Source organism: Mycolicibacterium arcueilense (genome assembly GCF_058536225.1).
Map to the genome: position 1 here is coordinate 330,062 of NZ_JBZTYL010000007.1, position 24,850 is coordinate 354,911.

The following is a 24,850-nucleotide window of genomic DNA, read 5'->3' on the forward strand; positions in this document are numbered from 1 at the left end:
GTCAGGCAGCGTGGCGGTGGTCGGCGCGCGCCTGGGATATCGCCAGATCCCTTGACTCCCCGCCACCAAGTACCGCCACCGCCCGATCCGTGGTGCGGTCTTGATCTGTGGCGCGGTACATCTCGCGATAACGGTTCACCTGGTCCTGGGCGATGGGGGTCGAGAACATACTCACGTTGTGAGCCGGAGCCCCGGGGCGTCGGGCCTCGTTCAACCTGTGGGCGCTCGCTCGGAAGCCGGCGACGGCGCCGCCGAAAGACACGATCAACGCGATACCGGCGACGAGCGCCAGGTTGCTACCGAGAGCCATGGCCGTGACGAGCAGCCCGAGTGAGACGAACGCGATGAGCAACAGCAAGTACGCGACGTTGGAAACCGGAATGCGACGGAGAGCTTTCAGCATGGGATCACCTCATAGGAATTGAATGTGCCGACGAACGAAACGCTACGCGGAGCGTATCGGTCGCTACGTATAGCGTAGCGCATAGTTGGGTTGAGATATTCCCGGCAGGCGAATTGGCGAGCGAAGGAGGCTGGGCGGTGGCGCAGGGACGGGTCGAGGACGGTATCGCGGAATCGACGCTGCACCTGCTGCGAAGCGGCGGACCGCGCGCCGTGACCGTGGAGGCGGTTGCCGCGCACTCAGGAATCGCGAAAACGACGATCTACCGGCGACATCCGAATCGACGCGACATGCTGGCGAGCGCGCTGTCGCGCCTCGCGTCCCCGAGTCCCGTGGATCCCGATGCGACGGCGCCCGAGCGGCTGCGGTGGCTCATCTCCCAGGCGGTCGGCATGGTCGAGGACGGTATCGGCCTCGGTGGGCTGGCGGCGATGCTCACTGAGGATGACCCCGAATTCACTGCCGTTTTCAGGCGAATCCTCGTCGACCAACGTGCCGCGCTGGCGGTTGTGGTTGATGCTGCGAAAGCCGATGGTTCGATGCGCGCGGACGTCGACACCGTGACACTGATTGATGCAGTGGTCGGTGCCTACATAGCCGAAAGCGCCCGCACCGGCGGTGTCAAGGACGGCTGGGACGAACGCTTGTTCCAGCTCTTCTGGCCGACCGTGCGGGCGCCCGACTAGGCCGCGGCGCTGATTTCGGCTACCGCCGCTGCAGTTCGATGACCGGGATGACCCGGTCGGTCTTGGTCTGATATTCCCCGAATCCCGGTGCCTTCTCGACGATGCGTGGATAGGCGGCGTCGCGCTCCGCCCGCGGCATTTCACGTGCATGTACGTCGTAGGCGTCGGTGCCGATCTCGATGTGGGCATCGGGATGCGCGCGCAGATTGTGCAACCACGCGGGGTCGACGTCAGCGCCCGCGTAGGAACCGACGATCGCGAGCTTCCCGTCGAGGTCGAACGCCATCACCGGGTTGACCCGCTCCTTACCGGACTTGGCTCCGGTGGTGTGCAGCAGGAGCAGGGGCGCACCCTCGAACGGCCCGCCGACCTTGCCGCCATTGGCGCGAAACTCGGCGATGATGTTGTCATTCCAGTTGTCTGCCATGGCCTCCTTCCTACGCCTGCGCGGCGCGACGGTGCACTCAGATCACAAAATCGCGTGAATGCGCGATCTGGGTGCACGGTCGCGGAGTCTCGTGCAGATCATGAAATCGCGGTCGTGGTGATGTGGACCGACGAGGTGAGGGTCTGATGTACCGGGCAGCGCTCGGCGATGCCCATCAACCGTTCCCGTTGGGCGTCGTCGAGGTCGCCGACCAACTCGATCTCGCGATCGATGTGGTCGATCATGCCCTTGGTGGTCTCACAGTCGGCACAGTCCTTGGCATGAATACGGGAGTGCCGCAACGCCACTCGTACCTGCTGAAGCGGCCAGCCTTTGCGGTTGGCATACATCCGCACCGTCATGGACGTACACGCACCCAGGCCGGCCAGTACCAGGTCATAGGGATTCGGGCCGGAATCGTCGCCCACCGGAAGGGGCTCGTCGGCGATGAGTTGGTGGCGTCCGGCGGTGATCTGCTGGGTGTAGGTACCGGCGCCCGTCTCGGCCACGGTCACCACACCGACCGGCGACGCGGTGTCGCGCCCGGGTTCGTCAGATGTCATCCCACTCTCCTCAACAAGTCGATCGATGGCTTTCCAGACCGGATCGTCGCATGAGTTGTCGCCCCGCAACCCGCGGTTGCGGACAGGCGCGCGGAGAGGTTCGCGTATTCATCAAGTGATTGCGGGACGCGGAGTTTTATGGCTCCCGCGGCGCACGTTTAGCGTCGGATTCATGGAGTGGAATTTTCAGTCGGCCGGTGAGTTGGCGGTCGCGTTGCGCGCCGGTGAGGTTTCCTCGGTGGAACTGACCGAGGCGGCGATCGCCGGGATCGAGCGGGATGACCCGGTGATCAACGCGATCTGTGTGCCCGACTTCGACCGGGCACGGGAGGCTGCGCGGGACGCTGACCGGGCACGTGCCCGGGGTGAAGATCGGCTGCTGCTGGGCATTCCGGTGACGGTCAAGGAGTCCTACAACATGGCCGGGCTGCCCACGACCTGGGGCATGCCGCAGTTCCGGGACTTCCTGCCGGCCGAGGATGCGGTACAGGTGTCGCGGCTCAAGGCCGCCGGCGCGGTCGTGCTCGGTAAGACCAACGTCCCCTTGGGACTTCAAGACATCCAGAGCTTCAACGAGATCTACGGCACCACCAACAATCCGTGGGATCCCGATCGCACCTCGGGCGGCTCCTCCGGTGGCTCGGCGGCGGCCCTGGCCTCCGGGTTCGGCGCCCTGTCCATCGGCTCCGACCTCGCCGGATCGTTGCGGACCCCCGCACACTTCTGCGGCGTCTACGCGCACAAGCCGACCGTCGGCCTGGCCGCGACGCGCGGTATGACCCCGCCGCCCGGACCGGCCTTGCCGACCGAGGCCGATCTCGCCGTCGTCGGTCCGATGGCGCGCACTGCCCGCGATCTCGCACTCCTGCTCGACGTGATGGCCGGACCGGACCCGCTGACTCTCGGTGTGGCACACCGGGTGACGCTGCCGCCCCCGCGCCGCGAGAACCTCGGTGACTTCCGGGTCCTGGTCCTCGACGAGCACCCGTTCCTCGCGACCGGGGCCGCGGTGCGCGCCGGCATCAACCGGGTGGCCGATGCTCTACTTGCCGGTGGTGCCCGCGTCGAACGACACAGTCCGCTGCTTCCCGATCTGGCCGATGCCGCGGTGCTGTACACGCAGTTGCTGTTCTCGGGCTCCACGGCGCGATTCCCCGTCGAGGCCTACGAGCAGTTGCGGATCCGTGCGGCCGGTCTGAGCGCAGACGACCAGAGCCTCGACGCTGCGCGGCTGCGCGGGATGGTGTTGAGCCACCGCGATTGGATCGAGGTGAACAACCGTCGTGAGCTCCACCGTCAGAGCTGGCGACAGTTGTTCGGTGCGTTCGATGTCGTGGTGTGTCCGATCACGCCGACTCCCGCGTTCCCGCATGACCACAACCCAGATCTGTTGGAACGGCGGATCGATGTCGACGGTGTCGAGTACGCGTACTTCGACCAGCTCGTCTGGGCGGGTCTGGCCACCATGCCCGGCCTGCCCGCTACCGCCATACCGGCGGGGCGGTCTCCCGAGGGACTGCCGGTGGGAGTGCAGCTCATCGGTCCCATGTTCGAGGACCGCACCCCGCTGAGGCTGGCCGAACTGCTCGAACAGCGGATCGGCGGCTTCCGGGCATCCGAGTAGGAGGCGCTCAGTCCGCCAGGGTCACGTCGATCGACGCCAAGCGATCCGGATCGCCGATGATGTCGATGACATGGATCCGCCCGTCCCGAATATCAAGGCGCAGTAGGGACTTGAGCTGACCGGCGGGCGCGACGACGATGCCCGCGGCACCGTCGAGAACGGCGACCTCGCCACCGCGTGCTGTCGCGGCGAACATCTTGGACTCCTCGACGAACTCGCGGGCGCCCCGCAGCTCGACGGGAATGTGCCCGCCGACGAGCACGCGGTCCACGCGGCGCACCACGCCGGGGTCGAGGATCTCCAGCAGGGCATCGAGGTCGCCCTCCTGCGAGGCGGCCAGGAAAGCCCGCGCGACGGCCAGGTGTTCGGCGGTGGGGCGAGCCGCGCTGCTGGCACCGCGCACCCGCTCCCGGGCCCGGCTGGCCAGTTTCTTGGTGGCCGCCGGCGTGCGGTCGAGCAGCGCGGCGATGTCGTCGAAGGGCACGGCGAAGGCGTCGTGCAGAACGAACGCCACGCGCTGGGCGGGGGAGAGCCGGTCGAGCACCACCAGCAGGGCGCGGCCCACCGATTCGGCCATGGCCACCTGTTCGTCGGCGGCCGGGGCCACGGCAGCAGGAACGTGCTCGTCGGCGCCGAGCACTTCCGCGCGGCGTTTCCGCTCCCGGAGCCGGTCGAGGCATTCGTGGGCCGTCACCGTGGTGAACCAGCCGGTCGGATTGGCCACCTCGGCGATGCCGCGCCGGCTGACCTTCAGCCACGCGGCCTGGACCGCATCGTCGGCGTCGTGCACCGAGCCGAGCAGTCGGTGGGCGACCGCGCGTAGGTGGTGCCGATCGTCCTCGAACCGGGCGGCCAGGGTCTCCAGGTCGGTCACAGCGTCACCTTCCGTGCGTCGGAAACGTCATCAAGGTGAACCACCACCGCAGCAACCGAACATGGGAGACGACCATCATGACCCTACAACTCGGCATGATCGCGGCCGTGATCGTCGCGATCGCCATCGTGGCCAATGCGGCGATGGCTGTGGCGGACCTCGCCGGGGTTCGCTTCGTCCTCGCGAACTCCGCCGAGGTCGGTGTCCCGCGGAGTTGGGTACCGACGCTCGGGCTGCTCAAGGGCGCCGGCGCGGTCGGACTGCTCGTGGGCCTGTTGGCCTTCCCGCCGCTGGGGATCGCCGCCGCGATCGGGCTGGTCGCGTTCTTTGTCGGCGCCATCTTCACCCACATCCGTGCGGGAGTGTTCTACAACATCGCCTTTCCCGCCGCTTTCCTCGTGCTCGCGGTCCTGGCGCTGGGCGCCTTCCTGGCGGGCTGATCCGGGCTGTGCCTGCCACGAACTGCAAAGGCCCCATCCCTCGCGGAATGGAGCCTCTGCAGTTCGGCTTGTGAAGTTTGCTGTGGGATTCAGGCGCTGCGGCGGATGCCCCGCTTGAGCAAGAGCTCGCGCTCGGACTCGCTCAAGCCGCCCCAGATGCCGTAGGGCTCGCCGACAGCGAGCGCGTGGGTGCGGCACTGGGTGATCACCGGGCAGCTGCGGCACATCTCCTTGGCGCGGACCTCGCGCTGCGCCCGGGCGCGCCCGCGCTCGCCGTCGGGATGGAAGAACACTGACGAATCGACTCCACGGCAAAGTCCCTGCATTTGCCAATCCCAGATATCCGCATTGGGTCCGGGAAGTTGCTGCGGCTGCGGCATTTGGAAAACCCCTCTCTGCTCGCCCATTTCGCCAAAAGTGGGCGGGTTTGAGTCGGTGGAACCGAACTGAGCACATGTCGCCGATGACCGCTCGTGCACACAAACTAGGGGGGTCCGATAAAGCGAGTCAATACCTTGCCGATGTGCTAAAGGACATAACCGCAGGTCGAGAATTTACATCACGTTCATCATTGTGACGCGGTGACCGAGACATGAGTGTTAAGGATCTGCTAGAGCTCTTCGGATTTTCCCTGCTCGGACCGGCGGTGCCGTCATACGTTATTCCGACCGGTCGATAGTTAGTTGACTTGCCATTAACATTCGAGCCATCAATTGTTAACTAATAGTCGCCGGCAACGTGAATTTCGGCGTATCTGTCGGTACCGGCTTGCCCACGAACCCGGCGGTACCGACGGTATTGATAGCGTCGCTGACCGATGACTGCAATCGCAGGGGCCGCCGCTGCCCTGGCCGACGCCGCTTTCGGGGCCGACCCCGGCCGCTGGCCGCTGCCCGGCGCGACCACCCCGCACGAGCGCTGGCTGCGGGCGGTCGCTGCCGGCGGGCAGGGACGCTACGCCTGTGCGCTCACCGAGCTCGCCGAGATCCTGCGGTGCCAGGACTCCGGTCCGTTGGTGTCGCTGGCCCACAGCACCCGTGCCTCGTTTCTTCGCCAGCTGGGCGGGCACGCGCGCGCTCGCGGCGCCGACGGTCAGGCGTGGGCTCACCGCGGTGACGATGACGAAGCCGCCTCTGACGCGCTCGTCGGGCTCGCCGCCGACGCCCTGGGGATGGGTCGGTTCGGAGTGTCGGCCCGACTGCTCGACCGGGCGCGGGCCATCGACACCCCCGGCGACTCGCGACAGCGGATCCGGCTGTCCTGGGTGAGCGCCGAACTGGCCATGGTCCAGGGCCATGGCGCCGAGGCCGTCGAACACGCCCGATGCGGAGTCGCGGCCGCCGCCGGCCACCGTTCGACGCGCCACGCCGTCAAATCCGACGTCGTGCTGGCCGCGGCGCTGTGCAGTGCCGGCGAACTCGATGCCGCGCGGGAGGTCGCCGACGCGGCACTGCCTGCCACCGAGAAATCCGGACTGATCCCACTGCGCTGGGCGTTGGCCTGCGTACTGGCTGACATCGGCAGCGACTCACACGACGCTGCCCAAATCAACCGGATCCGGGACCTCGGCGCCGATACAGTGCGTCGCAGAGGCGGGGTGTGGGCCGGCGCCTAGATCCGGCACCGGCAGGCCCTGCCTCATCGATCGTTATTGTTTAGCTGAGCCAATCCGCCCCGAGTGTCGGTGCAACGTAACGCTGGAGAGATCGCCCACGATGACAAGTTCGGGAGACCGTCTCGACATTGTCGTTGCTGACGCAGTGGCAGGTGATCGGAACGCGCTCTCAGAAGTGCTGGAGATCATTCGGCCGATCGTCGTTCGGTATGTCCGGGCGAGGGTGGGGGCGACCGAGCGCAGTGGTCTATCAGCTGATGACGTTGCGCAGGAGGTGTGCTTGGCCGCCATTACGGCGCTGCCGCGCTACAAGGATCAGGGACGCCCGTTCCTGGCCTTTGTCTACGGCATCGCTGCGCACAAGGTTGCTGACGCGCATCGCGCGGCAGCCAGGAACCGTGCCGAGCCCACGGAAGTGGTGCCCGAGCGGTTTTCCCTTGACGCGGGGCCCGAGCAGACCGCTCTCGACACCGAGTCTTCCGAACGGATGGCCAGGCTGCTGTCCGTGCTGCCCGAGAAGCAGCGCGAGATCCTGATCCTGCGCATCGTGGTCGGCATGAGCGCCGAGGAGACCGCGGAGGCCGTCGGAAGCACCGCAGGCGCCGTGCGTGTCGCGCAGCACCGTGCGCTGGCCCGGCTGAAGAACGAGATCATGGCGACGGGGCGCGACCATGCCTGACTTCGGCCGCTGGACCTCAAATGGTGGTGATCCGTCCCTCAACGAGATCAACCGGTCCGAGAAATTCATCGAGGCGCTGTCCCTCGAGCGGCAGGTCTATGCGACCGACCGGGAGGAAGCCGAACTGGCCGTCCTGCTGGCCGGTTGGCGCGACGACGCACGACAAACGCCGATGACGGGCATCGCGACACCGCGTGAGGCCGTCAAAGCACTCGACAAGGCGACCGGGCAGGGCCGGGTGCGCATCCCGATGGCGCTGGTGGGTTCCATGGCCGCCGCGGTGCTGTGCCTCGGCGGGTTCGGTGCGGCCGTGTACGGCTCCGGCCCGGGCGATGCCCTGTACGGCGTGCGCGGACTGGTCTTCGGGTCCGCGCCGGTGACCCGCGACGTGGGCGTCGAACTGGCGTCGAGCGAGCTCAAGCAGGTTCAGCAGATGATCGACGATGGGCAGTGGGAGCAGGCCCAGCAGAAGCTGCAGACCATCACGACCACGGTCGCCACCGTCGGCGACGAGCAGCGCAAGCAGGAACTCGTCGACCAGTGGCAGCAGCTGTCGGTCAAGGTGGAGAACCGCGACCCGAACGCGACCGTGCCGCCCGATGCGCCGCCGGTGGTGCTACCCGAGGTGACGGTGACGACGACGCCGCAGTCCCCGTCGACGCCGGGGGAGACGACGCCGACAACGCCTTTGACACCGACGACCGGGCCGTCGACCTCGCCGACCGAGCCCAGCCCGGGTTCGGAGACGTCCACGTCCCCCACGTCCCCTTCGGAGAACCCGACGTCGCAACCGACGACCACCCAGCCGTCGACGCCGCCGTCGTCAACCACGGCCCCGACGCCGTCGAGCAGTGCCGAGCCGACGACGAGTGCGTCGGCCCCGGCGACACCTTCGTCGTCACCGGCCTCACAGCCGTCGTCGACCCACACGTCGTCTGCTCCGACCACCTCGGCCGCGCCTGCGGCCGAAGCGCCGCCGGTGACCACCACGACCGTCGTCTCGGCTGTGGAGCCGACATCTGTGCCGTCAGCGCCGCCGGCGCGCACGACACCGGCCGCACCAGCAGAGACCGGCAGTGGCGGAGGTCACGAAAGCCCGTCGGCCGGACATCACAACGGAGAGGCCCCGGCAGTGCCGGGGATCGAAATGCCCCTGGTACCGGGGCTAGGCGGAGGTCAGCGGTAGCCGTCGGTGTCCGAGGTGGCCTCGTTGAGGGACGCGTCGGCATAGCCGCGGCAGTAGTCCCACGTCACGTAGGCATCGGGCTCGGGGTCGTAGGCCGGCTCGTGCGGGCGCACCGTGCCGTCGACGAGAAGCTGCAGCAGGTTGGCCCGCAGCATGTCCCAGTCGTGGTAGTGGTCCTGCTGGCATTCGTCACAGCAGACGACGAGACCGCGAATTCCCTTGTGCGCCAACAGCGCCTCGTACACCGCGAGATCGGCTAGATCAGCCTCGACAGCCGTCCGTTCCTGGGGGTCCAGAGGCTGGCCCGGCTCGATCGCGTCCAGCGCAGCAGAAGGATCGCAAGGATCATCGGCAAACGGATCGGGCGGCAAACCAGGGGGGAGGTGGTCACGCACGAGTCCCACACTACGCAGCCGTACAGGTATCGCGCCAGCCGTCCTGATGTGCGGGGTGATGTGCACCCTGAGGTGCAAGGAACGGCAACATCACTGTCAATAACCGAGCCGATAGAATCGGGTCATAAGCCCCACGCCTGCCACTGGAGGCCCCACCCATGTCGATCGCTGAAAGCAGCGTTCCCATTGCCGTACCGGTGTCGACCGGCGGCGACGATCCCACCAAGATCGCGATGCTCGGTCTCACCTTTGACGACGTCCTGCTGCTGCCGGCCGCCTCGGATGTGGTCCCGGCCACCGCTGACACCTCGAGCCAGCTGACCCGGAACATCCGTCTGCGGGTGCCGATGGTCAGCTCCGCGATGGACACCGTCACCGAATCCCGGATGGCCATCGCGATGGCCCGCGCCGGCGGGATGGGCGTGCTGCACCGCAACCTTCCGGCCGCCGAACAGGCCGCCCAGGTGGAGACGGTGAAGAGGTCGGAGGCCGGTATGGTCACCGACCCGGTCACCTGCTCGCCGACCAACACCCTGGCCGAGGTCGACGCGATGTGCGCCCGGTTCCGGATCTCCGGACTCCCGGTCGTCGATGAGGCCGGGCAACTCGTCGGGATCATCACCAACCGCGACATGCGCTTCGAGGTCGACGAGAACAAGCCCGTCGCCGAGGTGATGACCAAGACGCCGCTGATCACCGCCCAGGAAGGCGTGTCCGCCGAGGCTGCGCTGGGCCTGCTGCGCCGCCACAAGATCGAGAAGCTGCCGATCGTCGACGGTCACGGCAAGCTGACCGGCCTGATCACCGTCAAGGACTTCGTCAAGACCGAGCAGTTCCCGTTGGCCACCAAGGACAGCGACGGCCGGCTCCTGGTCGGCGCTGCGGTGGGTGTCGGCGACGACGCCTGGGCGCGGGCCATGACCCTGGTCGACGCCGGAGTCGATGTGCTGATCGTCGACACCGCCCACGCCCACAACCGCGGCGTGCTCGACATGGTGGCGCGGGTGAAACAGACCGTGGGCGACCGCGTCGAGGTCGTCGGTGGCAACGTCGCGACCCGGGCCGCGGCCGCTGCGCTGGTGCAGGCCGGCGCCGACGCGGTCAAGGTCGGTGTGGGCCCCGGCTCGATCTGCACCACCCGCGTGGTTGCCGGTGTCGGCGCTCCCCAGATCACCGCGATCCTCGAAGCCGTCGCCGCCTGCAAGCCCTACGGCGTGCCGGTGATCGCCGACGGCGGCCTGCAGTACTCGGGCGACATCGCCAAGGCGCTGGCGGCCGGCGCATCGACGGCCATGCTCGGCTCGCTGCTGGCCGGCACCGCCGAGTCGCCCGGCGACCTGATCTTCGTCAACGGCAAGCAGTTCAAGAGTTACCGCGGCATGGGTTCGCTGGGTGCCATGCAGGGGCGCGGCGGTGGCAAGTCCTACTCCAAGGACCGCTACTTCCAGGACGACGTGCTCTCCGAGGACAAGCTGGTGCCCGAGGGCATCGAGGGCCGGGTGCCGTTCCGGGGTCCGCTGGGCTCGGTGATCCATCAGCTCACCGGCGGGCTGCGGGCAGCCATGGGCTACACCGGCTCGGCGACCATCGAGCAGTTGCAGCAGGCGCAGTTCGTCCAGATCACGGCGGCCGGGTTGAAGGAAAGCCACCCGCACGACATCACCATGACTGTCGAGGCCCCCAACTACTACACCCGCTGAATCGGTGGGGCAGGAGACTAAGAACAGTCATGCGCGACATGGTTGAAATCGGCATGGGCAGGACCGCCCGCCGTACCTATGAGCTCGACGACGTCACGATCGTGCCCTCGCGGCGCACCCGCTCGTCCCAGGATGTCTCGACGGCCTGGCAGCTCGATGCCTACCGCTTCGAGGTCCCGGTCATCGCGCACCCCACCGACTCCCTGGTGTCGGTGGAGTTCGCGATCGAGATGGGCCGGCTCGGCGGTCTCGGCGTGCTCAACGGCGAGGGGCTGATCGGCCGGCACGCCGATGTCGAGGAGAAGATCGCCAAGGTCCTCGACGTCGCCGCGAACGCCGACGACGACTCTGCCGCGATCCGCATGCTGCAGCAGTTGCATGCCGCGCCGCTGGACCCCGACCTGCTCGGCGCAGCGGTGGCCCGTATCCGCGAGGCCGGCGTGACCACGGCGGTGCGCGTCAGCCCGCAGAACGCTCAGGCCCTGACCCCGACGCTGGTGGCCGCCGGGATCGACCTGCTGGTCATCCAGGGCACCATCATCTCCGCCGAGCGGGTCGCGTCCGACGGCGAGCCGCTCAACCTGAAGACCTTCATCTCCGAGCTCGACGTACCGGTGGTGGCCGGTGGCGTGCTCGACCACCGCACCGCGCTGCACTTGATGCGCACCGGCGCGGCCGGCGTGATCGTCGGCTACGGCTCCACCGCCGGCGTCACCACCAGCGACGAGGTGCTCGGCATCAGCGTGCCGATGGCCACTGCGATCGCCGACGCGGCGGCCGCCCGCCGTGAATACCTCGATGAGACCGGCGGCCGCTACGTGCACGTGCTGGCCGACGGCGACATCCACACCTCCGGCGACCTGGCCAAGGCGATCGCTTGCGGCGCCGACGCCGTCGTGCTCGGTACCCCGCTCGCGGTGGCCGACGAAGCGCAGGGCAGCGGTTGGTTCTGGCCCTCGGCGGCGGCCCACCCGTCGTTGCCGCGTGGCGCGCTGCTGCAGGTGGCGGTCGGGGAGCGGCCCAGCCTGGAGCAGGTGCTCACCGGACCGTCCGACGATCCGTTCGGTTCGTTGAACCTGGTCGGCGGCCTGCGCCGGTCGATGGCCAAGGCCGGATACTGCGATCTCAAGGAGTTCCAGAAGGTCGGCCTGACGGTCGGTTCCTGACCTCGGCGGGATCCCCCCCGCCGGACCAGCTGCGCCGTTTGCCGGGCCCGCCGCGCGCGGTTTCCTACGCCAGGGTTGTGCTCAGCCGAGATCGCGACCCTGAGGTAGAAATCGGTAGAGGTCGCCGCGGCATGGAGAAATTCTTCTTTACAAGTTAGGGCCTCCTGTCTAGAAGTTACCTGCGGGTAGCGTCATACTGGTCACATGCAGCCTGACTATGACGTCTTGGTGATCGGTTCGGGATTCGGCGGCAGCGTCAGCGCGCTGCGCCTCACCGAGAAGGGCTATCGGGTCGGAGTACTCGAAGCCGGCCAGCGGTTCACCGATGCCGACTTCGCCAAGACCTCGTGGGACCTGCGCAAGTTCCTCTGGGCGCCGCAGCTGGGCATGTACGGCATCCAGCGCATCCATCTGCTGCGCAACGTGATGATCCTGGCCGGCGCCGGGGTCGGCGGTGGATCCCTGAACTACGCCAACACCCTGTACGTGCCGCCGGACCCGTTCTTCAACGACCCGCAGTGGAAGGACATCACCGACTGGCGGGCTGAGTTGATGCCGCACTACGACCAGGCCCAGCGGATGCTCGGAGTCGTGAAGAACCCGACCTTCACCGACGCGGACCGCATCGTCAAAGAGGTCGCCGACGACATGGGTTGCGGGGACACGTTCGTCGCCACACCGGTCGGCGTGTTCTTCGGTCTCGACGGTGAGATGACGCCGGGCAAGACCGTGCCGGATCCGTTCTTCGGTGGAGTCGGCCCGGCCCGCACCGGGTGTATCGAGTGTGGCGAGTGCATGACCGGCTGCCGGCACGGCGCCAAGAACACGCTCGTCAAGAACTACCTCGGCCTGGCGGAATCGGCCGGCGCACAAGTACATCCGTTGACCACCGTGACGAGCTTCGAGCAGCGCGCCGACGGCGTCTGGGAGGTCACGACCGTGCGCACCGGCAGCAAGCTGCGGCGTCACCGCAAGACCTTCACTGCGACGCACCTGATCCTGGCGGCCGGGACCTACAACACCCAGAAGCTGCTGTTCAAGATGCGGGACACCGGCAAGCTGGCCAAGCTCTCCAGCAAACTCGGCGTGCTGACCCGGACCAACTCCGAGTCCATCGTGGGAGCGCAGACCCTCACGGTGACACCCGGCATGGACCTCACCCACGGCGTGGCGATCACCTCCTCGGTGCATCCCACCTCCGACACCCACGTGGAACCGGTGCGCTACGGCAAGGGCTCCAACGCGATGGGCCTGCTGCAGACGCTGATGACCGACGGCACCGGCCCGAAGGGCACCGACGTTCCCCGTTGGCGGCAGTTCCTCGATCAGGCGCGCGAGGATCCGGGCAAGCTGGTCCGGCTCCTCAACCCGCAGCGGTGGAGCGAGCGCACGGTGATCGCGCTGGTGATGCAGCACCTGGACAACTCGATCACCACCTTCACCAAGCGTGGGCCCGGGGGTAAGCGCGTGATGACGTCCAAACAGGGTCACGGTGAACCGAATCCGACGTGGATCCCGGTGGGCAACGAGTTCACCAGGCGGATGGCGGAAAAGGTCGACGGCGTCGCGGGTGGCACTTGGGGTGAGTTGTTCAACATCCCGCTCACCGCGCACTTCCTCGGCGGGGCGGCGATCGGCGACAGCGCCGAGCACGGTGTCATCGACCCGTATCAGCGGGTGTACAACTACCCGACGCTCTACGTCATGGACGGCGCGGCGATATCGGCGAACCTCGGTGTGAACCCGTCGCTTTCGATCACCGCGCAGGCCGAACGCGCGGCGTCGCTGTGGCCGAACAAGGGGCAGAACGACGAGCGTCCGGCTCAAGGTGAGTCCTACCGGAGGCTGGCGCCGATCGCTCCCGAGCGTCCCGTGGTGCCGGCCGAGGCTCCCGGTGGGTTGCGGCGGCTGCCGATCGAACCCGTCAATACGGGCGGTTAGCCCCCGCCGCATTCCGGGTACCTAACCCTCGCCGGGCGGCACCGTCCGGCGAGGAAAGGCGTGAGGATGCGAAAGGCGTTTCACGACGAGTTGGCGGCGTTGTCCGACCAACTTGCCGAGATGTGTGCACTGGCGGTGAGTGCGATGCAGCGGGCCAACGAGGCCCTGCTCGACTCCGATCTGTCCCTGGCCGAGCAGGTCATCGCCGATCACGAACACATCGCTGACTACAACCGCCGCATCGAGGAGTCGGCATTCCGGCTGCTGGTCCTCCAGCAGCCCGTCGCCGGCGAGTTGCGCACGGTGGTCGGGTCGATGCACATCGCTGCCGATATCGACCGGATGGGCGCGCTCGCCGTGCATGTCGCCGACATCTCCCGGTTGCGCCATCCCGAGTGCGCCCTGCCTGACGAGGTGCGCGCGAGTTTCACCGACATGGGATCGCAGGCCGTCCGGTTGGCGCAGACCGCGCAGGAAATCCTGGTGTCGCGGGATCCGGACGCCGCGGCACGTCTGCGCGACGAGGACGACGGCGTCGACGCCGAGCATCGCCACCTGTTCACCCTGCTGCTGGACCGTCAGTGGGAGGACGGGGTGTGCTCGGCTGTCGACGTCGCACTGCTGGGCCGCTACTACGAGCGGTATGCCGACCACGCCGTCGAGATCGGCAAGCGGGTGATCTTCGAGGCCACGGGCGGTCGGCCCGTGCACAAGAAGCTGGCCTGAGCCGGCTACCGGCCGTCCGGGCTGGATTCCAGCAGGGCCGTGAACAAGCGGGTCAGGGTGTCGATGTCGATGGTGCCCGGTTGCAGCACCTCCTCGGTCGCGATCCCCGAGATGATGGTGACCACCAATTGGGCGAGCGCCGACAGCTGCCTGCCGGGCAGTGACGTTCCGGCCTGTTCGACGATGCGTAGGGCTTGATCGGCGGCCGTGCGGCGGCGGGCCACCAGGCGTTCGCGCAGCTGGGGATCGCGCACTGCGCGCAGCCAGTACTCGATCAGCACGATCTGGTACTCGTTCTGGTCGTGGATTGAGTCCAGCGTTGCGCGACTCAGCGCTGCGGCGATCGCGGCGGTGTCGCCCTGCCCGCTGTCGAGAGCGGTCGCGATGAGTGCGCCGCGGCTCTCGAACTGCCGGTCCAACAGGGCCAGGAACAGCTCGTCCTTGGATTCGAAGTTGGAATACACCGCGCCCTTGGTGAATCCCGCGGCCTGACCGATGGCGTCGATGGTGGCGCCTGCGAAGCCTTCCGCGGCGAAAACCGTCAGCGCGGCATCCAGAATCCGGTCGCGAACCTCGTCGCGGGTCGGGCGGGTACGTGCCGGTTTGACAGCGGTCATGACCAACACAATACTCGCTAGTATCGAATGGATACCAGCGAGTATCGAAAGGTCGGAGATGGAAGACAGGGACGACGCCGGGGACACCCCCGAGACCGAGACGTCCGACGCGTCCCAGGAGGCGTCCGATGGGGACGACGCCCAGAACGACGCGGACGGTGCTGAAGGCGCGGAAGGTGCTGAAGGCGCGCCGCAGATCACCGCGGCCGGACTCGGGGTCGACGGCGAGCACGGCCCGTTGTTCTCCGGGATCGACCTCGAACTCACCCCGGGATTCCACGCCATCCAGATGCCCGGGGGATGGGGCCAGACCGCGCTGCTGCTGACGCTGGCCGGCCGCCTGGCACCTACCCACGGCACCGTGACCGTCTGCGGCGAGTCTCGGCCCCGCGACATCCGCCGACATTGCGCGATCGCGGCGTTCGCCGACATCGACGAACTCGAAGACTCGGTCACCGTCCAGACGGTGCTCGCCGAGCAGCGCCGCTGGCTGGCCCCGTGGTACCGCCGGGTGCCGGCCGAAGCCGGCGAGTCCGCACTACGCGAAGTCTTCGGCGACCTGACGCCGCCCGCACCGGAGACCTATATCAGCGAACTGTCCGACCTCGACCTGTTCCTGCTGAAAGTCACCCTGGCGCTGTTCTCGAATCGCCCGATCCTCGTGGTCGGTGACCTCGAACAGGTACGGGACAACTGCCGGCGCGCAATCGCGGTCGAGCGGCTGGGTGCCATCGCCACCCAGCGCAGTGTCGTTGTCGGAGTGACCAATCCGCTCGGTCATGAGGCTCCCGACCACGACCTGCACGATCACCGCATCCTTACCGGAAAGAACTCGTGATGCTGAATAGTCTTCGCGCAAGCGGCTCATCTTGGCTGAATAGTCTTCGCGCAAGCGGCTCATCCCCGATCGCCGGGCTTGCCTTCGGCTCCGAAATCAAACGCTTCGGCCGCAGCCGGATGACCCGGGCCGCGATCGTGGTGCTGATGCTGCTGCCGCTCGTCTACGGTGCCCTGTATCTCTGGGCCTACTGGGACCCCTTCGGCCAGGTCGACAAAATGCCGGTGGCCCTGGTCAATTCGGACCGGGGTGCCGTGGTGTCGGGACAGCACGTCAATGTCGGGGCTGAGATCGCCAAAAGCCTGACCGACGATGCCAGCCTGAACTGGCATGTGGTGGACGAGGAAGAGGCCCGCAAAGGCGTCGACCACGGCACGTACTACTTCATGCTCGAGCTGCCACCGGATTTCAGTGAGGCGATAGCGTCACCGCTGACCGGAGCGCCCAAGCAGGCCAACCTGAACGCGGTGTACAACGACGCCAACAACTACATCTCGTCGAACATCGGCCGCACCGCCATCGACCAGGTGCTCAATGCGGTGTCGACGCGGATCTCCGGCCAGGCGGTCAACCAGGTGCTCTCGGTGGTGGTCAGCTCCGGCGCCGGCATCAAGCAGGCCGCCGATGGCGCGGCCCAACTCGCCGACGGCGCAGTGAAAGTCGACGACGGTGCCGGTCAGCTGGCGGCCGGCCTGCACGATGCGCGGTCCGGTTCGGCGCAGCTGGCCACCGGCGCCAAACAGCTCTCCGATGGGATCAACAAGGCGACCGATCCGCTGGTCGCGGTCACCTCGGCGCTGTCGAAGATCGGTGGCGACACCCAGAAACTGGAAGACGGTACCGCTGCACTGCGGCAGGCCAATGACCAGATCGGGGCCATCACCGGAGCGCAGGATTCTGCCGCGACGGCCCTGACCTCGGTGATCGACCAGCTGTCGACCAGCCCCGACCCGATCGCCAACAATGCCGCCGGAGCCCTGCGCGGGGTGGCGGATGACCTTCGGGCCCACCAATTTACCCCGCAGATCCGTCAACAACTCACCGATGCCGAAAACGCGGCGATCTCGATGACCTCGTCGTTGCGTAACCCCGGCAGCCCGCTGAACTCCGCGCTCGATCAGGTGGGCAGCAAGAACTCCGATCTCAGCGCCAAGCTGAACCAACTGCGCGGGGGCGCCCAGCAGCTTGCGTCGGGCAATGCCGAACTGGCCAGTGGTATCGCCAAACTCGACACCGGTGCCGGGCAGCTGAAATCCGGCACCACCCAGCTGCGGAGCGGATCGGCCGAGTTGGCCACCAAGCTGGCCGACGGTGCCGGCCAGGTACCGGATTGGACTCCCGCCCAGAAGGAGGCGATCGCCGACACCATCGGCGGCCCGGTTCACCTGCAGAACTCGGCAGAGAACTCCGCGCCCAACTTCGGCACCGGGATGGCACCGTTCTTCATCACCCTCGCCCTGTTCTTCGGCGCACTTGTGCTGTGGATGGTGTTGCGGCCGTTGCAGAATCGGCCGATAGCCGCGGAGGTGCTGGCGATCCGGGTGGTGCTCGCCAGCTACCTTCCTGCCGCGGTGATCGGGGTGTTCCAGGCGATCATCCTGTACTGCGTGGTGCGGTTCGCGCTCGGCATGCAGGTGGTGCATCCCGTCGCGATGCTGGGCTTCATGATCCTGGTGTCATGCGCCTTCGTCGCCGCGACGCAAGCGGTCAACGCCCTCGTAGGCCCCGCGGTGGGACGCGTGCTGCTGATGGCGCTGCTGATGCTTCAGTTGGTCAGCGCCGGCGGGATGTACCCGGTCGAGACAACATCGCGGCCGTTCCAGTTCTTCCACCATTACGATCCGATGACCTACGGCGTCAACGGATTACGTCAGCTCATCCTGGGCGGGATCGACCACCGACTCTGGCAGGCGATCATCACCCTGCTGCTGATCTGGGTGGGGGCCCTGACCATTTCGGCACTCTCGGCCCGACGAAACCGCCTGTGGAACATGACCAGGCTGATGCCGGCGATCAAGATGTAGTCAGACCGCCTGCAGCAGTGCGGCATCCGCGAGGGGACGGCTGGGCTGCCCGTGGATATCGACGGGGACATCACCGGAAAGCGTCACGCGGTGCATCACCCGGCGCTGGTCGTCGTAATCGTCGACCGCACGGTGCTGGGTGGCCCGGTTGTCCCACATCGCGACGTCACCGGGTGCCCAGTTCCAGCGAATCGTGTTTTCCGGCATGGTGATCCGACGCTGGAGCAACTCCAGCAGGGTGGCGGATTCATGGCTGTCCAGGCCGAGGAAGCCGCGGGTGAAATCGCCGGCCACCAGGGTGCGCTCACCGGTCTCGGGATGTACCCGCACCACCGGGTGCTCGGTGCGGAAGTCGGGCTTCTCGAACGCGGCCCGCATCAACTGCTGTTCTTCGCTCAGTGCGGCAACCGCTGCGGCCGCGTAGTCGAAGCGGTTGCTGTGGACGGCCCAGAGGTTTTCGGTGAGGGCTTTCAGCGGTGCGGGCAGGTGATCGTAGGCGGCCGCGGTCGAGGCCCACAGGGTGGATCCGCCGTATGCGGGCAGTGTCACCGCCCGCAGGATCGAGATGGCCGGGTAGTCCGGCACGAACGTGACGTCGGTATGCCAGCGGGTGGCCTTGGCGTACTCGGAATCGAGCGGGGTGATGAGCGGGGCGTCCTCCTGTTTGAGGGCATGGTGACCGACGGGCTTGCCCATCAGTCGCGCGAACGCATGGTGCTCCTCGTCGGTGAGGTCGTGCTGGCCACCGAAGAAGACGACCTTGTGCTCGAGCAGCGCGCGCCGGATCTCGGCGACCGTGCCCTCGTCGAGATCCCCGCTGAGTTTCACGCCGTCAATCCGGGCGCCGATGCGGCTGCCGAGCTTTGTGACCGTAAGCGCAGTGGTGGAAGCAGTCATCGGCTTGTCCTTTTCGCTGGTGGGAACAGGTGTAGTCAGGTGACTACACATGCATATGGGCTAGTGTAACCACATGACTACACCGACGCCACCGGCAAAGGCTGCGGCCGGTCCGGTCGGCAAGGACGAGGTGGTCGCGGCCGCACTGTCGGCGGCAGCGGATCTGTTCGCCGAACGCGGTCCGGCGGCCACGTCGATCCGCGACATCGCCGCCAGGTCGAAGGTCAACCACGGGCTGATCTACCGGCACTTCGGCACGAAGGAGCAGTTGGTCGGAGCGGTGCTTGAGCACCTCGGTGCCCGGCTCACCGCCCTGCTCGATGGCGATGGCCCGGTCGACGAGATCGATCGGAACATGGACCAGCACATGCGAGTGATGGCCAGGGCACTGCTCGACGGCTACCCGATCGGTCAACTGCAGACCCGGTTTCCGGGGGTCACGAGGCTGCTCGACGAGGTGCTTCCGCGTTTCGACGACGAACGCGAGGGTCGGCTGGCCGTCGCCAATGCCGTTGCCCTGAATCTGGGTTGGCGGTTCTTCGAGCCGTTCCTGCGGTCGGCGACCGGACTCGATCCGATCAGCGACGACGCGGTACGGGACGCGACGGGCGCCGAGGTCGCACGGATCCTCGAACCCGGCGCCGCCGCGGATTAGTCAGCCGCCGTTGCGGACTGACGATTCGACTTTCTCGCCGAGCTGTTTGTCGACATTCTTCCAGTACTCGAAGGCCCGCTCGAGCACGTGCTCGGAAACCCCCTTCGACAGGTGCCCGGCGATATTCGACACCAGCCGGGCCCGCGCCGCGTCGTCGAGCACGTCGCGCACCATCGTCCCGGCCTGGCCCCAATCGTCATCCTCGGCGTGCAGCGTGTAGGCGGCGCGGATCATCTCGCCGTCGGCACGCCACAGCGATTCACCGGTGCGGGCCGGGTCGGCCTGCGGGCCGCCGTACGAGTTCGGGGCGTAGACCGGGTCGGACACGTTCTTCATCCGCATGGCCCCGTCTTTCGAGTAGCTGTTCACCTCGACCTTCGGGGCGTTGACCGGGATCTGCTTGTAGTTGGTCCCGAGCCGGTGACGGTGGGCGTCGGCGTAGGAGAAGTCACGGGCCAACAGCATCTTGTCCGGACTCAGACCGGTGCCGGCCACCCGGTTGTTCGGTTCGAACGCGGCCTGCTCTATTTCGGTGTGATAGTCCTCGACATTGCGGTCCAGCGTCAGCGTGCCGACATCGTGCAGCGGGTAGTCGCCGTGCGGCCACACCTTGGTCAGGTCGAACGGGTTGAACCGGTAGTCCTTGGCTTCCTCGAACGGCATGAGCTGCACCTTCAACGTCCAGCTCGGGAAGTCGCCGCGGTCGATCGAGTCGTACAGATCACGCTGATGGGCATCGCCGTCGACGCCGGCCACTCGGTCGGCTTCCTCCTGGGTGAGGAAGTCGATGCCCTGGTTGGTGATGAAGTGGTACTTGACCCAGGTGATTTCTCCGGCAGCGTTGATCCAGCTGTAGGTGTGGCTGGAGTAGCCGTTCATGTGCCGCCAGTCTTTCGGGATGCCGCGGTCACCCATCAGCCAGGTGACTTGGTGCGCGGATTCCGGCGACAGCGTCCAGAAATCCCACTGCATGTCGTGATCGCGGGTGTTGTTGTCGCTTCGCCGCTTCTGCGAGCGGATGAAGTGCTGGAACTTCAACGGGTCCCGCATGAAGAACACCGGGGTGTTGTTGCCGACCATGTCGAAATTGCCCTCGGTGGTGTAGAACTTGGTCGCGAACCCGCGAGGGTCACGCCAGGTGTCTGGGCTGCCCCGTTCACCGGCGACGGTCGAAAACCGGGTCAATGTCTCGGTTTTGACGCCCGGCTGGAACACCGCGGCCTTGGTGTAGGCGCTGACATCGTGGGTCACCTCGAAGTGACCGAATGCGCCGCCGCCCTTGGCGTGCGGCTGGCGCTCCGGGATGCGCTCCCGGTTGAACATCGCCATCTGCTCGATCAGGTAGTGGTCCTGCAGCAGGATCGGCCCGTCCGGACCGATCGTCAACGAATGTTCGTCGCTGTACACCGGAATTCCGGCGTCGGTGGTTGTCGGCTTGGGCTGGGTACCGGTCACCCCGTCGCTCCTTTCGCTGTTCAGCGCCGCGCACTGCGCACAGCAATGCGACCGCTGAGACTTACGACAGCCGAGTACCCCGTGACCTTGAGATTTCAAACCGGCCGGGTCGGTTTCTACTGACCCGTGCGGCGACGCACTGGTTCGCGCCCCGCCGGCTGCGGCGGGGGCGGCAGCAGCGGATGCCGGGGACGGACTTTGACGGTGGTCGGCTCGCGGGTGCTCAGGTGTACCTCCTCACCGGCGTGACGGATGGTCAGCGACCCGTCCGGTCCGTCGCGCAAGGTGTAGGTGACGGTGTCGTGGTGCGCGTCGACCGTTACCCGAAAATCCCTCCACCGCAATCGGAACCGTAGGCACGAGATGCCGTCGGGCAGGTGTGGGTCGAGGGAGAGGGCGCCCTCGTCGTCACGCAGTCCGCCGAACCCCGCCACCAGTGCCGTCCAGGCCCCGGCAAGCGACGCCATGTGCAGACCGTCGCGGGTGTTCCGGTGTAGATCCCGCAGGTCGATCAGGGCGGCCTCATAGGTGTAGTCGTGGGCCAGGTCGAGGTGACCGACCTCCGCGCACATCACTGCCTGGGTGCATGCCGACAGTGACGAGTCCCTGGTGGTGCGCCGCTCGTAGTAGTCGACGTTGCGGGCTTTCTGTTCCGGGGTGAAGGCGTGGCTCTGCCATTGCATGGCCAGCACCAAATCTGCCTGTTTGAGGACCTGGGTCGGGTAGAGCCGGACATACGGCTCGTTCATCAACAGCGGGTAGGTGGTGTTGGCGGTGAAATCCCATTCGGCCAGCGTGGTGAAGCCCTGGCACTGCTGGTGCACGCCCAGCTCTTCGTCGTAGGGGATGTGGACGGCGTCGGCGGCGTCCCGCCAGGCCGCGGCCTCCTCTGTGGTCACGCCCATCGAATTGGACAGATCCGGATGGCGCATGCACGCGGCGGCTGCCACCCGCAGGTTGTGTGCGGCCATCAGGTTGGTGAACACGTTGTCGCGCACCACCGCGGTGTATTCATCAGGACCGGTGACGCCGTCGAGATGCCACACCCCATGGCGATCATGGTGCCCCAGCGACATCCACAGCCGCGCGGTGTCCACCAGGACCTCGAGGCCGCACTCCTGCTCGAGCGAATCATCGCCGGTCACAACGCGATAGCGCTCGAACGCCGCGGCGATATCGGCGTTGATGTGCCATGCCGCCGTACCCGCGGGCCAGTAGGCCGAACATTCCTCGCCGCGGATGGTTCGCCACGGGAAACTGGCGCCCTTCAGATCGAGCAGTGCCGCGCGTTCGCGGGCCAGTTCCAGTGTGGAGGCCCGCCACCGCAGCGCATCGGCCGCGGCCTCAGGTTTGGTGTACGTCAGCACCGGCAGCACGAAACCTTCGGTGTCCCAGAACGCATGGCCGTCATAACCCGTGCCGGTCAGCCCCTTGCCCGCGATCGCGCGTCGCTCGGCTCGCGCGCTGGCCTGCAACACGTGGAACAGGCCGAAGCGCACCGCCTGCTGGCAATCCGGATCTCCCTCGACTTCGACGTCGGCGCAGTCCCAGAACTCGTCGAGATAGGCGCGCTGCGAGTCGAGCAGCCCTTGCCAACCGCTGTAGCGGGCGCCCGTGATGGCCGCGGCGGCCTGATCGCGCAGTGCCGGGCGCGAACGCAGGCTTGACCATCCATAGCCGAGGTATTTGACGATCCGCAGCTTCTGACCTGGCCGCAGCCCGCAGATGACGGTGGTGCGGGCCAGATCTTCCCAGGATTCGGTGCTGACTTCGACGCGGCCGGGCACGTCGACGTCGTGGTCCATCGCGGCCGCCATCATCAAGCCGCTGCCGATCGTGCGGTGGACCAGCAGCGCACCGTGGTCGGTGTTCTCGTGGTGCACGGCGTGCAGTGGATGTTTGAGTACTGCCGAGACCCGGGGATCGTCGGACGTCTCGGGTTGGTCTTCGTTGGTGACGAGTTCGGATTGGACTGTCACGCGGACGAATTCGTCAATCGCTTCGACGACGTATTCGATGGCTGCGACTCCGCGGTGCGCGAACGACACGAGTCGGGTGGAAACCACCTTGACCTGTTTTCCGGCCGGTGACCGCCAGTGGGCGCGGCGGGTCAGAGTGCCTGCGCGCAGATCCAGCGTCCGCTCGTGGTCCAGCAGATCGCCGTAGCGCACGTCGAAGGGCTCGTCGTCGACCAGCAGCCGCATGACCTTGCCGTTGGTGACGTCGACGACCGTCTGCCCGGCCTCGGGGTAGCCGAATCCGGCTTCGGCGTAGGGCAGCGGACGCATCTCGAAGAAGCCGGCCAGGTAGGTGCCGGGCAAACCGAACGGCTCGCCTTCATCAAGATTGCCGCGCAGGCCGATGTGACCGTTGGACAATGCGAACAGCGATTCGGACTGTGCCAGCAGGTTCAGATCCAGCCGGGTTTCACGCACCTGCCACGGTTCCACCGGGTACGCGTCGTGGGTGATCATCATGGCGCTGCCCCCAGCTCGCCCAGATCGGTGACGACGATGTCCGCGCCGTCGCGACGCAACTGCGCGGCCTGACCCACCCGGTCCACGCCCACCACGAATCCGAACTTCCCGGCCCGGCCCGCCGCCACCCCGGCCAGGGCATCCTCGAATACCGCGGCCTGCGCGGGGGAGACACCGAGTAGCTCGGCGGCACGCAGGAAACTGTCCGGTGCCGGTTTCCCCGGGATGTTCTCCTCGCGCATGGTGACTCCGTCCACGCGCTGCTCGATGAAGCTGTCCAGTCCGGTGATCTTGAGTACCTCCTCGGTGTTGGCGCTCGACGACACCACCGCGCGGCGCAGCCCAGCCTCGGTCACTGCCTGCAGGTACCGCCGCGATCCAGGGAACACCTCGACGCCGTCCATCTTCAGGGTCTGGTGGAACATCGCGTTCTTCCGATTGCCGAGGCCCTCGATGGTGTCGGCATCTGCCGAGTCGTCCGGGGTGCCCTCGGGCAGTTGGATCCCGCGACTGGACAGAAACGACCGGACGCCGTCCTCACGGCGCTTGCCGTCGACGTAGTTCAGGTAGTCGGCGTCGATGTCGAAGGCGACGAACTCGTCCCCGGTACGTGTGGCCCGCGTGCGCAGATAGTCGTCGAACATGGCCTTCCAGGCCTTCTTGTGCACGCTCGCGGTGTCGGTGAGGACACCATCGAGGTCGAACAGGCACGCGGTGATCTGCTCGGGCAAGCCCAGCACAGCGTCCTCGCTTTCGCCGACGTCTTCTCCATCATGCGTAATCACCGGGCGAGGGGTGGGTTTAAACACGGCTTCGGCGTGACTTTGGAGTGTCATCGGGCGACGCTGGAGAAGGCCAGATAGTAGGTTCGCTCAGGCTCCAGCGCGAAGACATCGTCACCGAATTCGGCAAGCGCATCAAAAATGTCGGGCTGATTCACGTCGAACGAGAATGGTTCAACAGGCTGGTCGTCATGAATATTCAATATTCTACGGACGGTCGAAGTATCGAGCTTGGGGAGTGGGTGTTCGGCGGCCAGTGATTCGGTCTTTGTGTCAAATACTTCTATGTGCCACATCGGGTTTCGGTCATTCTCCTGTCAAAGTGATCGATGAGCTACTCGCTGGAGCACCCGAGTTGATACGTAAACGCCGGATCAATGGTGACGGGCGCATCCGCGAATTCCGCCAGTGCGTGCACCGCCTTGTCGTCCGGTATGTCGAAACAAAAAGGTTCGACCGGAATTTCTTCGGGTACGTTCAAGATCTGGCGTATTGCTGCTGCAGTCAAGCGGGGAAGTGGGTAGTCGTGAACCAGTTCTTCGGTATGGGGGTGAAAACCTTCAAGAGTCCACTGCAGTGTCATGGCGCCACTTCCTCCGCGAGATCGTCAACTGACTGTAGGACCCACACCTGGGTGCCATCACCAAGATTTCCGGCACCTCAAGCACGCGCTGACCTGC

26 protein-coding genes are annotated in these 24,850 nt (G+C 66.6%); 13 read left to right on the plus strand and 13 right to left on the minus strand.

Annotated elements, in window-relative coordinates; genetic code table 11:
• Position 1: 1 nt before the first annotated feature.
• The gene (locus AC4LGL_RS05745; protein ID WP_491838008.1) at positions 2 to 403 is read right to left on the minus strand and encodes a hypothetical protein; all 402 of its coding nucleotides are present in this window, start codon (positions 401 to 403) and stop codon (positions 2 to 4) included.
• Positions 404 to 540: 137 nt separating this feature from the next.
• On the opposite strand from AC4LGL_RS05745, the gene AC4LGL_RS05750 reads away from it, so the two are divergent.
• Entirely contained in the window at positions 541 to 1,089 is a 549-nt protein-coding gene (locus tag AC4LGL_RS05750; RefSeq protein WP_491838009.1) for a TetR/AcrR family transcriptional regulator, read from the plus strand.
• Between the two features lie 19 nt (positions 1,090 to 1,108).
• Here the strand turns inward: AC4LGL_RS05750 and AC4LGL_RS05755 are convergent, their stop codons facing one another.
• Together AC4LGL_RS05755 and AC4LGL_RS05760 are read right to left on the minus strand one after the other, a co-directional pair.
• The gene (locus AC4LGL_RS05755) at positions 1,109 to 1,516 is read right to left on the minus strand and encodes a nitroreductase family deazaflavin-dependent oxidoreductase (protein ID WP_491838010.1); all 408 of its coding nucleotides are present in this window, start codon (positions 1,514 to 1,516) and stop codon (positions 1,109 to 1,111) included.
• 98 nt (positions 1,517 to 1,614) lie between these two features.
• A complete protein-coding gene (locus AC4LGL_RS05760) occupies positions 1,615 to 2,079 on the minus strand; it encodes an OsmC family protein (RefSeq protein WP_491838011.1) in 465 nt (154 codons plus the stop codon).
• A 172-nt stretch (positions 2,080 to 2,251) separates the two neighbouring features.
• On the opposite strand from AC4LGL_RS05760, the gene AC4LGL_RS05765 reads away from it, so the two are divergent.
• Complete coding sequence (locus AC4LGL_RS05765) at positions 2,252 to 3,703, plus strand: amidase (protein ID WP_491838012.1); 1,452 nt, start codon at positions 2,252 to 2,254, stop codon at positions 3,701 to 3,703.
• Positions 3,704 to 3,710: 7 nt separating this feature from the next.
• On the opposite strand, the gene AC4LGL_RS05770 is transcribed toward AC4LGL_RS05765, so the two are convergent.
• Entirely contained in the window at positions 3,711 to 4,577 is an 867-nt protein-coding gene (locus tag AC4LGL_RS05770) for a sigma-70 family RNA polymerase sigma factor (protein WP_491838013.1), read from the minus strand.
• Positions 4,578 to 4,654: 77 nt separating this feature from the next.
• On the opposite strand from AC4LGL_RS05770, the gene AC4LGL_RS05775 reads away from it, so the two are divergent.
• Positions 4,655 to 5,017 (plus strand): DoxX family protein, encoded by a 363-nt coding sequence (locus AC4LGL_RS05775; protein ID WP_491838014.1) that lies wholly within the window; start codon positions 4,655 to 4,657, stop codon positions 5,015 to 5,017.
• Positions 5,018 to 5,106: 89 nt separating this feature from the next.
• Here the strand turns inward: AC4LGL_RS05775 and AC4LGL_RS05780 are convergent, their stop codons facing one another.
• Positions 5,107 to 5,397 carry a WhiB family transcriptional regulator gene (locus tag AC4LGL_RS05780; protein ID WP_055111427.1) on the minus strand — a complete coding sequence of 97 codons (291 nt, stop codon included), beginning with the start codon at positions 5,395 to 5,397 and terminating at the stop codon, positions 5,107 to 5,109.
• A 437-nt stretch (positions 5,398 to 5,834) separates the two neighbouring features.
• On the opposite strand from AC4LGL_RS05780, the gene AC4LGL_RS05785 reads away from it, so the two are divergent.
• The 3 genes from AC4LGL_RS05785 to AC4LGL_RS05795 all read left to right on the plus strand — a co-directional run bounded on the left by AC4LGL_RS05785 (position 5,835) and on the right by AC4LGL_RS05795 (position 8,497).
• Positions 5,835 to 6,632, plus strand: coding sequence for a hypothetical protein (locus tag AC4LGL_RS05785; protein ID WP_491838015.1), 798 nt, complete (start codon positions 5,835 to 5,837; stop codon positions 6,630 to 6,632).
• Positions 6,633 to 6,732: 100 nt separating this feature from the next.
• Positions 6,733 to 7,311, plus strand: a complete 579-nt coding sequence (locus AC4LGL_RS05790; RefSeq protein ID WP_055109741.1) for a sigma-70 family RNA polymerase sigma factor — start codon at positions 6,733 to 6,735, stop codon at positions 7,309 to 7,311.
• Positions 7,304 to 8,497: an anti-sigma-D factor RsdA gene (locus AC4LGL_RS05795; protein ID WP_491838016.1), complete on the plus strand. Its 1,194-nt coding sequence runs from the start codon at positions 7,304 to 7,306 to the stop codon at positions 8,495 to 8,497. The genes AC4LGL_RS05790 and AC4LGL_RS05795 overlap by 8 nt, the downstream gene beginning before the upstream one ends.
• Here AC4LGL_RS05795 and AC4LGL_RS05800 read toward each other — a convergent pair.
• A complete protein-coding gene (locus AC4LGL_RS05800; protein ID WP_003882245.1) occupies positions 8,488 to 8,892 on the minus strand; it encodes a DUF5319 domain-containing protein in 405 nt (134 codons plus the stop codon). The two genes, AC4LGL_RS05795 and AC4LGL_RS05800, sit on opposite strands and share 10 nt — an antisense overlap.
• A gap of 158 nt (positions 8,893 to 9,050) precedes the next feature.
• Between AC4LGL_RS05800 and guaB the strand changes: the two genes are divergently transcribed.
• From guaB to phoU, 4 genes are all read left to right on the plus strand, one after another.
• On the plus strand, positions 9,051 to 10,592 hold the full coding sequence (guaB, locus tag AC4LGL_RS05805; RefSeq protein WP_055109737.1) for an IMP dehydrogenase: 1,542 nt from the start codon (positions 9,051 to 9,053) through the stop codon (positions 10,590 to 10,592).
• Between the two features lie 29 nt (positions 10,593 to 10,621).
• On the plus strand, positions 10,622 to 11,758 hold the full coding sequence (locus tag AC4LGL_RS05810) for a GuaB3 family IMP dehydrogenase-related protein (RefSeq protein WP_064878374.1): 1,137 nt from the start codon (positions 10,622 to 10,624) through the stop codon (positions 11,756 to 11,758).
• 204 nt (positions 11,759 to 11,962) lie between these two features.
• Positions 11,963 to 13,699, plus strand: a complete 1,737-nt coding sequence (locus AC4LGL_RS05815; RefSeq protein ID WP_491838017.1) for a GMC oxidoreductase — start codon at positions 11,963 to 11,965, stop codon at positions 13,697 to 13,699.
• A gap of 66 nt (positions 13,700 to 13,765) precedes the next feature.
• Positions 13,766 to 14,425, plus strand: coding sequence for a phosphate signaling complex protein PhoU (gene phoU, locus AC4LGL_RS05820; RefSeq protein WP_055111425.1), 660 nt, complete (start codon positions 13,766 to 13,768; stop codon positions 14,423 to 14,425).
• Positions 14,426 to 14,430: 5 nt separating this feature from the next.
• Here phoU and AC4LGL_RS05825 read toward each other — a convergent pair whose 3' ends face one another.
• Positions 14,431 to 15,042, minus strand: a complete 612-nt coding sequence (locus AC4LGL_RS05825; protein ID WP_491838018.1) for a TetR/AcrR family transcriptional regulator — start codon at positions 15,040 to 15,042, stop codon at positions 14,431 to 14,433.
• Between the two features lie 58 nt (positions 15,043 to 15,100).
• Here AC4LGL_RS05825 and AC4LGL_RS05830 point away from each other — a divergent pair, with 58 nt between their 5' ends.
• On the plus strand, positions 15,101 to 15,880 hold the full coding sequence (locus AC4LGL_RS05830) for a P-loop NTPase family protein (RefSeq protein ID WP_491838019.1): 780 nt from the start codon (positions 15,101 to 15,103) through the stop codon (positions 15,878 to 15,880).
• Between the two features lie 68 nt (positions 15,881 to 15,948).
• Positions 15,949 to 17,904: a YhgE/Pip family protein gene (locus AC4LGL_RS05835; protein ID WP_491839280.1), complete on the plus strand. Its 1,956-nt coding sequence runs from the start codon at positions 15,949 to 15,951 to the stop codon at positions 17,902 to 17,904.
• On the opposite strand, the gene AC4LGL_RS05840 is transcribed toward AC4LGL_RS05835, so the two are convergent.
• Positions 17,905 to 18,801 carry a TauD/TfdA dioxygenase family protein gene (locus AC4LGL_RS05840; RefSeq protein ID WP_491838020.1) on the minus strand — a complete coding sequence of 299 codons (897 nt, stop codon included), beginning with the start codon at positions 18,799 to 18,801 and terminating at the stop codon, positions 17,905 to 17,907. It lies immediately after the preceding gene.
• 73 nt (positions 18,802 to 18,874) lie between these two features.
• Between AC4LGL_RS05840 and AC4LGL_RS05845 the strand changes: the two genes are divergently transcribed.
• Positions 18,875 to 19,456 carry a TetR/AcrR family transcriptional regulator gene (locus tag AC4LGL_RS05845; protein WP_491838021.1) on the plus strand — a complete coding sequence of 194 codons (582 nt, stop codon included), beginning with the start codon at positions 18,875 to 18,877 and terminating at the stop codon, positions 19,454 to 19,456.
• Here AC4LGL_RS05845 and AC4LGL_RS05850 read toward each other — a convergent pair whose 3' ends face one another.
• From AC4LGL_RS05850 to AC4LGL_RS05870, 5 genes are all read right to left on the minus strand, one after another.
• Positions 19,457 to 20,911, minus strand: a complete 1,455-nt coding sequence (locus tag AC4LGL_RS05850) for a catalase (RefSeq protein ID WP_491838022.1) — start codon at positions 20,909 to 20,911, stop codon at positions 19,457 to 19,459.
• Between the two features lie 116 nt (positions 20,912 to 21,027).
• Positions 21,028 to 23,385 (minus strand): glycoside hydrolase family 65 protein, encoded by a 2,358-nt coding sequence (locus AC4LGL_RS05855; RefSeq protein WP_491838023.1) that lies wholly within the window; start codon positions 23,383 to 23,385, stop codon positions 21,028 to 21,030.
• Complete coding sequence (locus tag AC4LGL_RS05860) at positions 23,385 to 24,128, minus strand: beta-phosphoglucomutase family hydrolase (RefSeq protein WP_491839281.1); 744 nt, start codon at positions 24,126 to 24,128, stop codon at positions 23,385 to 23,387. The genes AC4LGL_RS05855 and AC4LGL_RS05860 overlap by 1 nt, the downstream gene beginning before the upstream one ends.
• A gap of 92 nt (positions 24,129 to 24,220) precedes the next feature.
• Positions 24,221 to 24,466 (minus strand): DUF7683 domain-containing protein, encoded by a 246-nt coding sequence (locus AC4LGL_RS05865; RefSeq protein WP_491838024.1) that lies wholly within the window; start codon positions 24,464 to 24,466, stop codon positions 24,221 to 24,223.
• A gap of 38 nt (positions 24,467 to 24,504) precedes the next feature.
• Positions 24,505 to 24,753, minus strand: a complete 249-nt coding sequence (locus AC4LGL_RS05870) for a DUF7683 domain-containing protein (RefSeq protein ID WP_491838025.1) — start codon at positions 24,751 to 24,753, stop codon at positions 24,505 to 24,507.
• Positions 24,754 to 24,850: the final 97 nt, after the last annotated feature.

Bases quoted from the DNA above. Each gene is read 5' to 3' on its own strand.
- AC4LGL_RS05745 (WP_491838008.1), bottom strand. From the start codon at position 403: ATGCTGAAAGCTCTCCGTCGCATTCCGGTTTCCAACGTCGCGTACTTG.
- AC4LGL_RS05755 (WP_491838010.1), bottom strand. From the start codon at position 1,516: ATGGCAGACAACTGGAATGACAACATCATCGCCGAGTTTCGCGCCAAT.
- AC4LGL_RS05760 (WP_491838011.1), bottom strand. From the start codon at position 2,079: ATGACATCTGACGAACCCGGGCGCGACACCGCGTCGCCGGTCGGTGTG.
- AC4LGL_RS05765 (WP_491838012.1), top strand. From the start codon at position 2,252: ATGGAGTGGAATTTTCAGTCGGCCGGTGAGTTGGCGGTCGCGTTGCGC.
- AC4LGL_RS05775 (WP_491838014.1), top strand. From the start codon at position 4,655: ATGACCCTACAACTCGGCATGATCGCGGCCGTGATCGTCGCGATCGCC.
- AC4LGL_RS05780 (WP_055111427.1), bottom strand. From the start codon at position 5,397: ATGCCGCAGCCGCAGCAACTTCCCGGACCCAATGCGGATATCTGGGAT.
- AC4LGL_RS05785 (WP_491838015.1), top strand. From the start codon at position 5,835: ATGACTGCAATCGCAGGGGCCGCCGCTGCCCTGGCCGACGCCGCTTTC.
- AC4LGL_RS05790 (WP_055109741.1), top strand. From the start codon at position 6,733: ATGACAAGTTCGGGAGACCGTCTCGACATTGTCGTTGCTGACGCAGTG.
- AC4LGL_RS05795 (WP_491838016.1), top strand. From the start codon at position 7,304: ATGCCTGACTTCGGCCGCTGGACCTCAAATGGTGGTGATCCGTCCCTC.
- guaB (WP_055109737.1), top strand. From the start codon at position 9,051: ATGTCGATCGCTGAAAGCAGCGTTCCCATTGCCGTACCGGTGTCGACC.
- AC4LGL_RS05810 (WP_064878374.1), top strand. From the start codon at position 10,622: ATGCGCGACATGGTTGAAATCGGCATGGGCAGGACCGCCCGCCGTACC.
- AC4LGL_RS05815 (WP_491838017.1), top strand. From the start codon at position 11,963: ATGCAGCCTGACTATGACGTCTTGGTGATCGGTTCGGGATTCGGCGGC.
- phoU (WP_055111425.1), top strand. From the start codon at position 13,766: ATGCGAAAGGCGTTTCACGACGAGTTGGCGGCGTTGTCCGACCAACTT.
- AC4LGL_RS05825 (WP_491838018.1), bottom strand. From the start codon at position 15,042: ATGACCGCTGTCAAACCGGCACGTACCCGCCCGACCCGCGACGAGGTT.
- AC4LGL_RS05830 (WP_491838019.1), top strand. From the start codon at position 15,101: ATGGAAGACAGGGACGACGCCGGGGACACCCCCGAGACCGAGACGTCC.
- AC4LGL_RS05840 (WP_491838020.1), bottom strand. From the start codon at position 18,801: ATGACTGCTTCCACCACTGCGCTTACGGTCACAAAGCTCGGCAGCCGC.
- AC4LGL_RS05845 (WP_491838021.1), top strand. From the start codon at position 18,875: ATGACTACACCGACGCCACCGGCAAAGGCTGCGGCCGGTCCGGTCGGC.
- AC4LGL_RS05855 (WP_491838023.1), bottom strand. From the start codon at position 23,385: ATGATCACCCACGACGCGTACCCGGTGGAACCGTGGCAGGTGCGTGAA.
- AC4LGL_RS05865 (WP_491838024.1), bottom strand. From the start codon at position 24,466: ATGTGGCACATAGAAGTATTTGACACAAAGACCGAATCACTGGCCGCC.
- AC4LGL_RS05870 (WP_491838025.1), bottom strand. From the start codon at position 24,753: ATGACACTGCAGTGGACTCTTGAAGGTTTTCACCCCCATACCGAAGAA.